Annotated in this window: 9 protein-coding genes; 6 read left to right on the forward strand and 3 right to left on the reverse strand. The window is 39.8% G+C overall.

Annotated elements, in window-relative coordinates; translation table 11 throughout:
• Positions 1–205: 205 nt before the first annotated feature.
• From CLW00_RS18410 to CLW00_RS18420, 3 genes are all read right to left on the reverse strand, one after another.
• Complete coding sequence (locus CLW00_RS18410) at positions 206–2,137, reverse strand: SMP-30/gluconolactonase/LRE family protein (RefSeq protein WP_245917381.1); 1,932 nt, start codon at positions 2,135–2,137, stop codon at positions 206–208.
• 153 nt (positions 2,138–2,290) lie between these two features.
• On the reverse strand, positions 2,291–3,742 hold the full coding sequence (locus CLW00_RS18415; RefSeq protein WP_106135180.1) for an aldehyde dehydrogenase (NADP(+)): 1,452 nt from the start codon (positions 3,740–3,742) through the stop codon (positions 2,291–2,293).
• A 98-nt stretch (positions 3,743–3,840) separates the two neighbouring features.
• On the reverse strand, positions 3,841–4,674 hold the full coding sequence (locus CLW00_RS18420; RefSeq protein WP_106135181.1) for a fumarylacetoacetate hydrolase family protein: 834 nt from the start codon (positions 4,672–4,674) through the stop codon (positions 3,841–3,843).
• Between the two features lie 276 nt (positions 4,675–4,950).
• Between CLW00_RS18420 and CLW00_RS18425 the strand changes: the two genes are divergently transcribed.
• The 6 genes from CLW00_RS18425 to CLW00_RS18450 all read left to right on the forward strand — a co-directional run bounded on the left by CLW00_RS18425 (position 4,951) and on the right by CLW00_RS18450 (position 14,134).
• Complete coding sequence (locus CLW00_RS18425; protein WP_106135182.1) at positions 4,951–5,556, forward strand: RNA polymerase sigma factor; 606 nt, start codon at positions 4,951–4,953, stop codon at positions 5,554–5,556.
• 130 nt (positions 5,557–5,686) lie between these two features.
• Complete coding sequence (locus tag CLW00_RS18430) at positions 5,687–6,664, forward strand: FecR family protein (protein ID WP_106135183.1); 978 nt, start codon at positions 5,687–5,689, stop codon at positions 6,662–6,664.
• Between the two features lie 132 nt (positions 6,665–6,796).
• Positions 6,797–10,279 (forward strand): SusC/RagA family TonB-linked outer membrane protein, encoded by a 3,483-nt coding sequence (locus CLW00_RS18435; protein ID WP_245917383.1) that lies wholly within the window; start codon positions 6,797–6,799, stop codon positions 10,277–10,279.
• Between the two features lie 12 nt (positions 10,280–10,291).
• A complete protein-coding gene (locus CLW00_RS18440; protein WP_106135184.1) occupies positions 10,292–11,818 on the forward strand; it encodes a SusD/RagB family nutrient-binding outer membrane lipoprotein in 1,527 nt (508 codons plus the stop codon).
• 117 nt (positions 11,819–11,935) lie between these two features.
• Entirely contained in the window at positions 11,936–12,829 is an 894-nt protein-coding gene (locus tag CLW00_RS18445) for an RraA family protein (protein WP_425437980.1), read from the forward strand.
• A gap of 24 nt (positions 12,830–12,853) precedes the next feature.
• Positions 12,854–14,134: a mandelate racemase/muconate lactonizing enzyme family protein gene (locus CLW00_RS18450; RefSeq protein WP_106135186.1), complete on the forward strand. Its 1,281-nt coding sequence runs from the start codon at positions 12,854–12,856 to the stop codon at positions 14,132–14,134.
• The last annotated feature ends 251 nt before the right edge of the window (positions 14,135–14,385 follow it).

Consider the following 14,385-nt stretch of genomic DNA (forward strand, 5'->3'; position numbering starts at 1 on the left):
GGAGGCGGGTTGGATACTTATTGATATTGGTTCGAAATCACAGGTTAATTCTATTATTTAGATTCTACTGGTATGAAAGCGGATATACATATTGGTGGATCAAAAGATCCGCTTTTCTTGAAGGAAAAATTGATACGTTCAGTCCCAATCTGACTTGCTAAAGGTTAACTCATAATTTCAATCACCTACAATTGCCAAAAGGTGATCAATTGAGGTAATTGATATAACCGGTTTTATTGGTCTTGATCTTATATACATTGCTAAAGCTCACAATATATAGGGTTTTCATGTCATCATCTCCAAAACTCAGACTGATAGGAAATGTCGGAAGGTTAATCATTCCAACAAATTCACCACTTGAATTGAATATTTGAACGCCATAATAAGTTGCTACATACAAATTTCCTTCGATATCTATGGCCATCCCATCAGCACCGGAGGATTTTCCTTTTCTATCCAACACGTCTCCTACCAATAACAATTTTGCAAACTGACGGCCATTTTGGATTGATCCGTCTTCATTGACATCATATGCCCAGATGTAATTGTCTTTCTCACTTTGTACCGGATACCAAGTTTCTTTATCATACGTATTGTTGATGTAAAGTGTCTTTCCATCAGGAGATAAAAGTATGCCGTTTGGCATAGCAAATTCGTTAGGTTCTGTTAAACGTGAAATTGCACCATCTGCCGAAACATAATATACTGCACGTCCAGGCTGGAACTTCTCTTCCTCCATGGTGAATTGAGGGTCTGTAAAATAAAATCCACCTTTTGCATCTGTTACGATGTCATTGGGTCCATCAATTGGTTTTCCATCGAACTTATCCGCTAGGACCCTCACTACCTGACCTGATGTAGTCAATTCAACAATCCGATGCCCCATCATATCACAAACGATTAGATTCCCGTTTTTATAGGGGTAAAGCCCATTGGCCTGCATTTTTCCTTCCGTAATATTCCTGTAATTCCCCTCTGAATTCATTTCTACTATTGAACTTCTAGTCGGATCCGCGTTGAAATCCTCATCAAAATACATATTTGAAAAATAAAGATTACCATTCATCCATTTTGGCCCTTCGGTAAAAAATAATTCTGGCGTAGTTGATTTCCCATCAATAACCAATTCCAATTCAGCGTCTTTCGGAATATAGGTCTCAAATGTACTTTTTTGTTCCTTTTCCCTTTTTATGTATTCAGCTCTTGAAGGCCAATAAATATCCAGCCCATCAAATCCCAGATCACCGGCAGATACTCCATGTACAAAATTACCGGGTATTCGAACAAGATCATTTTCTTTCATTAAATACTGTTCATCCAAAAGAATCTCATTGACGGAACCCCGAAGTGCAATCCGAATTTGCTCTTCTGGGTGAATGTGATTCTCAAATTCGGTTTCTGGATCCAGATAAATAAAGCTTAATAAGATATTTTTTCCTGAAATTAACCTTGTAAATGCTCCTGATCCAATCTTTGTTAACTGCATGGAATAGAGGTCGTAAACTTGGTTTGAGTTGATGTTGGGTGTTGCCTCCGATGTGAAATGCTTGGGGGTTTCATCATTGACCTTTATTCCGGTTTGTTCTATATAATCAGCCCTTTGAGGACTATATACCTCTATAAGTTTTGCACCTGAAGCACCTGCTTTGACAGCCTGTTTACTGTCTTTTTCTAGATAAACAAATTCAATACGCGGTGTTCCTCCATCTATCCCTGTTGGCGCTTCTCTTTCCAAGGCCTGCATGGGATGCGAAATACCATTAATCCGATATTCTACATCTCCCTCCAACAAAAAGGTAAATTTTTCAGATGGGACGAGTTCGTCAGGGATTTTTGCGTGAGGTTCCAGTTCAAGTATGGTTACCATTGCGCCTGCTCCCCACAAAATCTTAGCCTTTACTCCCTGATAGAGTATTTGGTCTTCAAAACTTTTTAAATTGACAACTGATCCAGCTTCCAGATTTGAAGAGATTCCAGCGTCAACATTATTTTCAACAGCTTTTTTTTCAAAACCATACTTTTCTATTAGCATATTATTTTTTTTCTCCCAGTTCTTAGAAGGAAGAGAACATTGAGAAGCGCAAAAAATGAAGCTGGCAATGAAAGCTGCATTTACTGTTTTTTGATATGACTTCATATACACAGGGTTTCGAATTAGGCTAAAGATTTAATTTTAAATATTCAATAGGTAATAAATTTCTGCAACGCGATTGTTTGTCATAGAAAAGCATTGTACTCGCCAGGTTACTGCTGAATCTATTACTCAAATCGCAAATGATTGGTGAGGGTTTTATTTTTTAAATTCTCCATTCACCATCCTCCATATCCCCAATGGATTTGAGTCCGACAAAGCTTCAGGAAGTAATGATTGAGGCATGTCCTGGAAAGCGATTGGTCTTGCAAATCGTTTGATTGCATAAGCTCCAACTGATGTGCTTCTGCTGTCTGTTGTTGAGGGATAAGGGCCACCATGTTGCATGGCATGGCCTACTTCTACACCTGTAGGTACACCTTTGAATAATAGTCGGCCACACTTTTCTTGTAGAAGGCTAATAAGGATAAGGTTTTCCTGCAACTCATTTTCATCTCCCCAAATTGAGATTGTCAATTGTCCTTTGAGTTTTGTTGCTACTTCCAAAAGCTCATTTTCATCTTTGTACACTATCATGAATGCAAAAGGTCCAAAGACTTCTTGTTGGAAAGTGCTGTCCTTTAACCAATCTTCAGAGCTGATCTTAGCCAGCGCAGGCTGACTTTTTATCATGTCCTTTTTTCCGGAAACTTTAATCCATTCAAGTTCAGGTCTTTCTTGAAAGTATTCCAATGCGGAGTAGTAACTCTTTGCAATTCCCTCATGTAGCATTGGGGCTGATGCAACTTCATTGAGTTCTGATTTTACCAGCTCAGCAAACTCTTTTTCAAAAGTTTCCGGAATAAAAATAAGTCCCGGGTTCGTACAAAATTGTCCTGCTCCCAATGTCAGAGAAGCAACATAAGACTTGGCTAGACTTTCTAATTCTCTTTTAAGAATATTTTTTAAGGTGATAATTGGATTTACAGAACTCATTTCAGCAAATACAGGAATGGGTTCTTCTCTTTGGGATGCTATATCAAATAGAGCCTTTCCACCTACATGTGAACCGGTAAAAGCTACCGCTTTGGCAATTGGGTGTTTGACCAACTCCTGACCTTCCGGAATTCCGCCTTCTACATGAGTGAAAATACCTTGAGGCAAATCTGATTTTGACAAAGCTTCTTCAATGACTTTGGCAACCAGCCTGGATGTTTCAGGATGTGCAGGGTGTGCTTTGTAAATCACAGGGCATCCGGCAGCCAAGGCTGAGACCGTATCTCCACCAATCGTTGAAAAAGCTAAGGGGAAATTACTTGCCCCAAATACCACTATGGGGCCTATCGGTGTGAGGTGCCTGCGGATATCAGGTTTTGGTGCCGGAGATCTCTCAGGATCAGCATGGTCAATAGTAGCTTCCACCCAGCTGCCCTCCTCTATGAGATTGGCGAAAAGCCTGACTTGACCAACGGTACGTCCAAGTTCTCCTGTAATCCTTCCTTCAGGAAGATTGGATTCTGAAGATGCCAGAGGGATCAGATTATCTTTGATATTTTCCAAGCCAATGGCAATCTCTCTTAGGAATTGTGCTTTCTTTTTAACTGAAATGGATTTATACATCAAAAAAGCTCTTTGAGCTTGCTCAAAAATTGTATCAAAAGTTTTATTCATGATAGATTCTATTTAACAGATGTGAAATGAATTTAGATTATGTTATCAAAGCTTTACCCTTTGATAAATGTGTAGAGATCCGAATACAAACAATGATATTATTTGTTGAGCATCTCAACAGTATTAACCAGTTCTCCTATTTCCGGTATTTCAATTTTAACCTGATCCCCAACCTGAAGAGAGAAAGTATCATCAGGAACCAAACAGGTTCCGGTCATTAAATAAACACCTTTTGGAAAATTCATTTCACGGAACAAAAATTCGATCAATTCAGTATGTTTCCGTTTCATTTGGTTGATTGAAATCTGTCCTTGAAACACCTCCTTACCATTGCGATTGATTGTCATGGTGATGGTTGTATCAGGATCAATAGGGGATTCAGGTACATATAAGCAAGGGCCAATTGCAGCGGCGCGTTCATAGCATTTAGCCTGAGGAAGGTACAGTGGGTTCTCACCTTCTATGTCACGGCTGCTCATGTCATTACCGATTGTATAACCTACGATATTTCCAGAAGAATTTGCAAATAAAGTCAACTCAGGTTCAGGAACATTCCACTGTGAATCCTTTCTAATATAAACAGCTTCCTCGGGTCCAGAAGCTCTGAAATGAGTCGACTTAAAAAAAAGCTCGGGTCTTACCGCTTCATATACATGAGAATAAAAAACGGCTGCTCCGCTTTCCTTGGATTCTTCCATTCTTGCTTCCCGGCTTCTCATGTAAGTGACCCCTGAGGCCCATATTTCCTGAGTGCCGATTGGAGCAAGAATTTCTTCTCCAAGTTCAGTCTCACTTAGTTGAGAAATGTCTGTTTTGATTTGTTGGAAGAGGTTATCTCTGTTGACAAAGCTGTCCCAATCTTGGGCATTTGTAGAATAAAATTTTTGGTTGTATTCAATTATTATTCCTTTTGTTGTTTTGTAAAGTTTCATGGTTAAAAGAACAGGTTATTAGGTTTGAGTTAATTTTTCTATTGGCTTTCGTGCCATAAACTTAATTTTTTTCGGGAATAAAAGTGGCATTTTTTTAAAAAAAGTGTAATTTTCACACTTTATAGAAGTAGTCGAAATAAATTCTCATCTCAACAAACATTAGTCATCATTTATGAAGCTGCTTGTTTGTATTTGTATCGGTGAGCTTTTAAAATATGCTTTTAAAACCAATTGAAAGTCAGTGATTTAAATTGATAATTTACTTTCATTAAACCTATGAATAACCTTGATTCCCCATCAATTTCCAAACTGGTATCACAACTTAAAGAAGGAGACCAGAAGGCATTTGCAGCTTTGTTTGAGCTGTTTTCTCCTAAATTGATTCGCACCGCTGAACGGATGTTCGTTTCAAAAGAAGATGCTGAGGGTATGACTCAGGAGATCTTTATTTTTATCTGGGAAAAACGTAATAAGCTTAACCCTGACTTATCCTTTAATGCTTACTTGCTCACTATATTGAAGTCCAAGCTTTACAAAAAAGTAAAGGCAGATGCCAGGGAAACAGCTTATCAAAAATATGCAATACAGCAAAAGGATGGGGAAAGTAGCTTTACCGAAAGTGAAGTGATGTATGAAGAGTTAAAACTACTATCTACAAAAGCGATCGAAAATTTACCCAATCAACAAAAACAGATTTTTTTGTGGAAAGGATTAGAGAATTTAACATCTGATGAAATCGCCTCTAAGCTGGGACTATCAAAAAGGACAGTAGAGAATCATTTTTATCAAGCAAAAAAGAAGCTTCAGGCAGAAATCAGTAAAGAGTATTCAATACCCATGAAGAAGCTAATGGTACTTTTAATAGCTTTCATTATAAAATAAAAGTAAGGGTATACATCCATTAAAAACTGTTGCGGTTTAATTTTTCAAAATAATATCAACTTTTTTTCAATTCCAACTGAGTAAATATATCGAGTTGAGGCTATATACAACAGAACATAGCCTGATATACATGCAATTTGATTATCGAGATTTTGAAAAGTACCACAATGGAATGATGGACAAGACAGAAGCTACAAGGTTTTTGGAATGGCTTGAATCCCCTGAAGGTGAGAAATCATTTCAGAAATGGCTTGAAAATGATTGGGATACATACTCCCGAGTTGAACCACAAAAAATCACTTTATCAAAAAGCCAAACAAATAGAGGGGGAATTAAAATCAGAAGGTATTGGCAAAATATTGCAGCTGCAGTACTTCTGGTACTTACAGCAATTTTTGTTTTCTATTTAAACAGAGACAGTGACCCACCCGCTGAATATCAGACCAGTATTCAACCTACTGATATTGTCAAATCCGCACCTAAGGGCAAAAAAACTACAGTTACCCTTTCGGATGGGAGTAAGGTTTACCTGAATTCTGAAAGTGAAATACACTATTTGTCCAACTTTAGAGATGAGCGAACGCTGAAATTGAACGGTGAAGCTTTTTTTGAGGTGGTCTCAGATAGTCTCAAGCCATTTACTGTCATCACTGATGGTGTTTCTACCATTGCCCTTGGTACGAGCTTTAATATAAATGCTTACAAAGACAAAGGGGAAATTTTTATAGGCTTGGCCAGTGGAAAAATAGTAATAGAAACTGCGCAAAGCGCAAACGGGAAATTACTTGTCAAACCAGGAGAGGGTGTAGGTTACGGGTTGGAATCCGGAGCCCTTTTCAAAAAAGAAATCGACATCAATAAAATTGGCCAATGGAAGTCTGGAATACTGGAATTTGAAAATATGCCCCTTGATGAAGTGCTGCAAACGCTGGAACGCTGGTATGATGTGGAAATTCAAGTAGAGAGGAATAAAAGTATTCCTAAGGAACTATGTACGGGGAGATTTAAACCCAACGAATATTTGACCAATGTTTTAGAGTCACTATCCCATGCTATTGATTTTGACTACTCAATTGACAAAAAGAAAGTCGTACTGAATTTTAAATGATTAAGCCTATGTAAACAACAAATAAGATTAAACCACAAATACCCCATTACTCTGTGCCCTAGTATTCAATAAATAGGTGTCTACGGAGCATTACCATAATTATTAGTTTGTAAACCAATCAAAACCCAAGATATGTTACCTAACCTTTACAAAACAATGATTATGGTCTTCAAATTGGTCACAATCCTGACCCTTTTCCTGACCATAACCTCCCCCGCAGTATTTGCTGAAAGCAAAATGGACCAGGTCAAAAGTATTGATGAAGTATTTATCACACTTGAGATCCAGGAAGGCAATTTGGAAGAAATTCTAAATGCAATAGAAAATAAAACTGAGTATAGTTTTTTTTATACACAGAAGAATCTTAAAAATAAAAATTCAATCAGGCTTTCTTCGAAAGAAGGGAAGGTCTCAGATTTTTTAATGGATATTGCCAGCCAAAGACGCTTACATTTTAAACAAGTAAACAATGTAATCAGTGTTCGTTCCCTACCAGAACAATCTGATTCCAGTCCTATTGCTATCGAAATCAATGATTTGGAAGTAGAAGTCAAAGGGACTGTTACCAATCAAGATGGTGAATCACTTCCAGGGGTAGCAATTTCAGTGATGGGCACTACTACTGGCGCAATTACAGATATTGATGGTAATTACCAAATACTGGCACCTGATGGAGCTACATTGGTTTTTTCCTATATAGGATACAGTACTCAATTCATCGAAATCGGCAATAGGTCTGTCATAGATGTCATCATGGAGGAAGATACTCAAGGACTGGAAGAGGTTGTGGTTACCGCTTTGGGTATCCAAAGATCTGCCCGAAGCCTGGGTTATTCTACTTCAAGTGTGAAGTCAGAAGAAATTACAGTCAACCGTACTCCGAACATGATGAATGCCCTCGTTGGCAAAGTAGCCGGAGTTAATATTTCCCCCATGGGAACAGGTCCTGGCGGGACTTCAAAAATCAGGATACGCGGTCAATCATCTTTATCAGGACAAAATAATCCATTAATTGTGATCAATGGTATTCCTATTGATAATACAAATTTTGGAACGAATCCAGGTAATCAAGGCGCGGATGGTGCTATTGGCAACAGGGGTGGAGGCATGACCTCAGATGGAGGAGATGGACTTTCCAGTATCAACCCGGATGATATAGAGGACATGACGATATTGAAAGGTGCTGCCGCCTCAGCGCTATATGGAAGTAGGGCAAAGGATGGCGTCATCATGATTACCACCAAAAGCAGTGCAAAAACAAAAGGAATAGGTGTGACATACAATGTGAATTACACCAATGAACAACCTTTGGATTTTACTGACTATCAATATGAGTATGGCCAAGGAGAAGGTGGTGTCAGACCAACAAGCCCCAACCCAACATCCGGACAGTGGTCTTTTGGTGAAAGGTTTCAATCAGGGATGACACAGGTTTTGTTCGATGGTATCACTGTACCATATGTGCCAAACCGTGGAATGATCAATCAGTTTTTCAGAAACGGTCAGAACCTGACCAATACCGTTTCTATATCTACAGGTGGAGATAAAGGTGGTCTTACTTTTTCTTTTGCCGATATGAATAGCAAAGGGATTGTACCCAATAATTCATTTAACAGAAAGACTGTATATCTAGGTTTCAATTATGATTTAACTCCTAGATTAACCATTAGAGGGAACGTGAATTACTCTATTGAAGAGAATACAAACCCACCAAATGTCGCAGAACAAGACAACTCAATCCCTACGGCACTCTACAATATGGCTAACTCCATGCCATTGGACGTATTGAGAGACAACTATTTGGATGCCAATGGAAATGAAGCGGTTTATTCAAGGTTCAGAAACCGAACCAATCCTTACTTTACGTTGAATGAGCAGTTTCAGAATATCAAGCGAGACAGGATTTTCGGAAACGTATCTTTGAAGTATGACATTCTGCCTTGGTTGTATGTTCAGGGCAGAATTGGACAGGATTATTGGTCCCGTGACCAGGATTTTAACAATTTCCCACATGGACATGCATCACGGGCACCCGCTCCAGTAGGTTTTGTAAACGGAGTATATACCCAAGAGTCCAGGAGATTCAGAGAAGTCAATGCTGACTTTATTCTGTCCGCCCAAAAAGAATTTGGTGAATTTGAGACGAGTCTCAATGTTGGGGGAAATCATATGTATAGGTCTTCTGACCGCAACAGTGTGCAGGTTACTGATTTTATTATCAGGGATTTGTATACTGTTCAGAATGGTAGAGTCAAAGATCCAATTTATAATTTCTCTGAAAGATCTGTCAATTCTTTATTTGCATTCGCAGAGGTCTCTTACAATAAGACCATTTACCTGAACGGTACCTTGAGGAATGATTGGTTTTCTACATTGTCAGAAGAAAACCGAAGCATTATGTATCCCTCAGTTGCATTGAGTTATGTGTTTACAGAAAACCTGGTCACAAACCGCTTCTTGAACTTTGGTAAGTTCCGTCTTGCTTATGCAGAAGTAGGTAGTGACTCTGATGTGGCACCTTACTCCAATGTGTTGTTTTATGGAGTCAATGCAAATCTCTTCAATGGTCAACCTGTAGGTTTTCCTCTTGGCTCTACATTGCCTAACCCCAACCTTCGTCCTATGAGGATTTCAGAAGTTGAAGCTGGAATGGAGTTGGCATTTTTAGATGGAAGGGTAAATCTTGACATCGCAGCTTACAATAAGATCACGACTGACCAGATAGTAAGTGCTCAAATCTCTGATGCTTCGGGGTTTCAAACAACAGCAATCAACAGCGGACAAAGCAGAAACAGAGGGATTGAAGGTTTGTTAAGGATAATTCCTATTGAGACAGATAATTTTCTATGGGAAGCTTCGATAAACGGCGCATATAACAAAACCAAGGTTCTCAGTTTATTGACAGATGTTCCAGGTGAAAGAATAACAGTGGGTACACATGTTTTTAATGGTGAATTGAGGCAAATAGTAGGAGAAGAAATGGGGCAGGTTGCTGGATTTGGTTACAGAAGAGATGAAGCTGGAAATATAATCTTCGGTGGCAACGGTTTGCCTTTAAGGACTCAGGATTTGGTCAATTTCGGAAGTGCATTGCCTAGATGGGTTGGGGGTATTAATAATGCCTTCAATTATAATGGGATATCATTTTCTTTCTTAGTCGATTTCCGACTTGGAGGAACGATGCTTTCGGGCACCAATTTTAATGCTGTAAGGCATGGCTTACACAAGATGACACTTGAAGGTCGTGAAGGTGGAGTAGTGGGGCAAGGAGTCACTGAGACAGGGGAAGTTAATACTGTGGCAGCACCGGTTCAGACTTATTGGGAAGTTGTCAGGTCACAAGGTTTGGTAGAACCCGTTGTGTATAACTCAGGCTTCTGGAGGCTGCGGCAAATCACTCTAGGTTACGATTTGGCAAGGGTAATTCCCCAAAACCGCTATTTCAGTTCAATGCAATTGAGTTTTGTTGCCAACAATGTGTTTTTACTTAAGAAATGGGTAGACAATATAGACCCTGAATCTTTTGGGTATACTTCAGATAATCTTGTAGGATTGGAATCTACAGGTCTGCCAAGTACAAGAGGCTTAGGCTTCAATCTTAATGTTAAATTTTAAACGGACACTATCATGAAAAAGCGATTATATCATTTATTTGTTGCCTTCACGTTGCTTGTGGTTTCATCATGTGACCAAAATTTTGATGAGTGGAATACCAATAGGGTTGATGCCACAAACATCAACCCAGCGTATCAGTTGAATCAAGCAATCATCAATTCTTCAGCTTCATCTTTTGGGACGATGGTGTATGAATTGGGGATTGTACAACAACTGATTTCACCAAACTCAGGTGTACTAACAGGAGCCAATTACAATCAGGATAACAGGGCTTCAACACAAAATAATTGGCAGGTTTATTATAGAGAAGTTATCAAAAATACCAAGGATATAATTCGAAGAATTCAGGACGATCCCAGCAGACAGGATCTCTATCAAATGACCCGAATTATCCAAGCCAATGCCTTTATGGTATTGACTGATACTTATGGTTGGGTTCCATATACCCAAGCCGGTTTGGGATTTTCTGATCAACAGATTTTTTTTCCTGCCTATGATTCACCTGAATTCATTTATGGAGAAATCATCAAGGAGCTCACAGAAGCATCCAACGCGCTTGGTGCGGCAGGTAGTAATGTCGAGACAGGGGAAATCCTATACGGCGGAAATGTAGACCAGTGGAGAAGGTTTGCCAACTCACTCCTCTTGCGTGCAGGTATGCGGTTAAGTCGGGTTGATCCTTCGCGGGCAGGCCAAATTGTCCAAACAGCCTTTTCCAGTGGTGTGATCCTGAGCAATGAAGACAATGCCTTGGTAAGACATGACAATAACTTTCTCAACCCAATTGGAAATACCTTGAATGCCACTGAGGCATCAAACGTGTACATGACAGAGCCATTTGTAAATTACCTAAAAGAAAATAATGACCCTAGGTTGAGCGCTATTGCAGTAAGATATGTGGGAGCTACCTCAGGCACGCAACATACTGTAGATAGACAAAGCTTTGACCCTGAAGTCCAAATCGGTATGCCAATGGGTTTAGACAATGTTACTGCAGTTGAAAGAGCTGCTAGCATGGGCTTGGCAAGTTTTTATGATTTCACTCAAATTGACCGAAGAAGAATCACCAAGCTCAATGCCCCCAACTTTATTGTCACTGCTTCTCAGACAAATCTGCTTTTGGCAGAAGCTGTCAGCAGAGGCTGGATAGCTGGTGATGCTGGAAGCTTTTATTCTGAAGGGATTAGACTTCACATGGAACAAATAGGAACCTATGATGAAGCTTCGGTTATCCCAGATGAGGAGATAGCTGCTTATTTGGCGGCTAATCCTTTGAATGAAGGCTCAGCTTTGGAACTTATCAATACTCAATACTGGGTTTCATCCTTATTGAACGGTCCTGAGGCTTTTGCGAATTTCAGAAGAAGTGGTTTTCCTAATCTTGCCCCCAACCCTTATCCAGGCAGGGAAGTAGAGTTTATCAATAGGTTGACTTATCCTAATTCGGAAATATCTGTCAATGAAGAAAATGTGAGTCAAGCTATCAGTCAGCAAGGTCCTGATAATCTTGAAACCAGAGTATGGTGGCACACTCCCTAAATGATTCATGCGGGCTTGACTACCCAGGCCCGCATTTGTTAAATAGAAATTATCAATAACCTGAAAAATATGATTTTAACGTACAGAATCCCGATTTTAATTTTGGCTTGTCTATTTATGACCTTTCAAAGTATTGGCCAACAGATTTCCAGAGAGGAAATGTTATTCCTAACCCCTCTATGGGAGGGCGAAAGATACAGTGATGGCAGACCTAAAGTTTCGGATGATATCCTTCGGCGCATGAAAGATGTCACCCATGAAGAAGCTTGGGCAGTGATGAAAAATGCAGGTTACAAATACCAGTATGCAGATGGATGGGAATTGATCAATCCTGATAGTGTTCTTGTGGGTAGGGCAGTAACAGCCACCTTTATGCCTGGGCGTCCGGATATCCATGATGCTATAGATGAGCGCGGAAAAAAAGAAGGAAAAAAGGGGCAGAACTCATGGCCTGTCGATGTTTTGATCAAAGATGACGTGTATGTGGCAGATCAATTTGGAATCCATGTAGATGGACCAACAATCGGTGACAATGTAGGAAATGCAATTTATGCTAAAACAGGCAACGGCATCGTTTACGATGGGTCTATTCGAGATATAGTAGGACTAAAGGAAATAGGTGGTTTTACCTCATTTTTCACCAGCTATCATCCTTCCCACCATAATCAGAAAGACAATTTAAATACCATGCTATTGGGGATCAACAGACCGACCAAAATCAGACAGGCAACTGTAATGGCCGGAGATGTGGTATTGGGCCGTGATGGTGCAGTTTCATTTATCCCCCCTCATTTGGCAGAAAGGGTCGTAATTACCTCAGAAGTAGTTCGATTGCGTGATATGTTTGGCCATGAGCGCTTACGTGCCGGAGTGTATACAGCAGGTCAGATTGATATGCGTTGGTCAGAAGAAATAGAAAGGGATTTTTCAGCATGGTTAAACGAGCACATAGATGACCTTCCTGTGGCCAAAGAACAAATTCAAGAAATTCTTAAGAACCGGACTTGGTAAGTCATAAATGATAACTATAAATCTATGAAAGAAGTAAAAAACGGCAGAAGATCATTTCTGCAAAAAAGTCTTGTAGCTGGACTCACAGGTGGAGCTTTGATAGGAAGCATGAGCGAAAGTCTTGGTAGTGCAATACAAAATCAAAACAGCTATTCTAATCCAGCGGATCTTAAAATTACCGATATAAAATGCGGCTATGTAAGAGGTGCTCTTTATGTGAAAATCTATACCAACCAGGATGTTTGGGGATGTGGAGAGGCCGTGGATGCCATTCATGGTACTTACCACTTGGTAAAGCGTATGGGGAATATGATCAAAGGAGAAAGTCCTTTAAATCCCAACCGCATTGCCGAGCAATTGCGTAAAGCTGCTTTTTTTGGTGGTGCCCAGTCCGGAGTGTATGTAGCTGTATTGACCGCTATTGAAACAGCCCTTTGGGATTTGACCGGTAAAGTTTTTGGCGTTCCTGTTTATCAACTTCTTGGTGGGAAGTATAGAGATAAAATCAGGGTTTATTGTGATACCGCTCTATATACTTCTAGAAATCCCCAACCATCAGATTACGCTGAATCTGCAAGAGATGCGGTCGCCTTAGGTTATAATGCAGTCAAGTTTGATGTTGATGATGGAAGAGACCCAAACAAATACGACAGGTTCAACTGGACCGCAAGCCCTGCAGAAATTGAGCGCATGTACAATGCTATTGCGGCTGTTCGGGAAGAGGTTGGACCTCATATAGATATTTGTGTGGATATGCATGGCCGATATGATGCAGTTTCAGGCCTTAAAATGGCCAAACTTTACGAAGATCTCAACCTGATGTGGCTAGAAGAACCGATTCCGGCCGATAACCCTGAGGTGTACAAATCAATTACAAGTCAGACTACAACCCCCATCTGTACAGGAGAAAACATTTATCTCGCTTATGGATTTACCAGGCTACTTTCTGAGAGTGCTGTGGATATCATCATGCCAGATCTACAGAAGGCCGGTGGCTTAGGTGAAGGACAGCGGATCGCTAATCTTGCCAACCTCTATTATGTTCCTTTTTCTCCTCATATGGTTGCCTCCTTCCTAGGGGCTATGGCCTCTTGTCATGTTTGCGCTTCAGTACCAAATTTCCAGATAATGGAATGGCAGATATATATGGACAAAGATCAAATGTGGAAGGATATCGTGACTTACGATGGTCCACGTACGGAGAATAGTTTCATTACACTTTCTGAAAAACCTGGAATTGGAGTGGAAATCAATGAAGAAGGAATGCGCAAATACGCAGTGAAGGATGTTCCTTTCTTTGAATAAAAATAATTTTCTCTATAAGTTTCTGATTTTCAGCTTGGAAAGCTGAGTAATCCATGGCCATTCCACATCCTTCTAGAAAGTGACATGATGTGTCAAATGATTCGATGGTATGAAAAGCAATCACAGGATCGGACTTATGGTTGGAATACATAAATTAAGCGGCTGGAATCCTTTTGTAACACTGGATTTCAGTCCTATTCTGTTTGGTTTAGGGTTTCAAAACCCCGTTTATTTAAAAAAGCTTAATATTG

This window comes from Mongoliibacter ruber, from assembly GCF_003003005.1.
In the GTDB taxonomy this organism is placed as follows: domain Bacteria; phylum Bacteroidota; class Bacteroidia; order Cytophagales; family Cyclobacteriaceae; genus Mongoliibacter; species Mongoliibacter ruber.

Coding starts and splice junctions, on each gene's coding strand:
- CLW00_RS18440 (WP_106135184.1), top strand. CDS start 10,292: ATGAAAAAGCGATTATATCATTTATTTGTTGCCTTCACGTTGCTTGTG.
- CLW00_RS18430 (WP_106135183.1), top strand. CDS start 5,687: ATGCAATTTGATTATCGAGATTTTGAAAAGTACCACAATGGAATGATG.
- CLW00_RS18425 (WP_106135182.1), top strand. CDS start 4,951: ATGAATAACCTTGATTCCCCATCAATTTCCAAACTGGTATCACAACTT.
- CLW00_RS18450 (WP_106135186.1), top strand. CDS start 12,854: ATGAAAGAAGTAAAAAACGGCAGAAGATCATTTCTGCAAAAAAGTCTT.
- CLW00_RS18420 (WP_106135181.1), bottom strand. CDS start 4,674: ATGAAACTTTACAAAACAACAAAAGGAATAATAATTGAATACAACCAA.
- CLW00_RS18435 (WP_245917383.1), top strand. CDS start 6,797: ATGTTACCTAACCTTTACAAAACAATGATTATGGTCTTCAAATTGGTC.
- CLW00_RS18415 (WP_106135180.1), bottom strand. CDS start 3,742: ATGAATAAAACTTTTGATACAATTTTTGAGCAAGCTCAAAGAGCTTTT.
- CLW00_RS18410 (WP_245917381.1), bottom strand. CDS start 2,137: ATGAAGTCATATCAAAAAACAGTAAATGCAGCTTTCATTGCCAGCTTC.
- CLW00_RS18445 (WP_425437980.1), top strand. CDS start 11,936: ATGACCTTTCAAAGTATTGGCCAACAGATTTCCAGAGAGGAAATGTTA.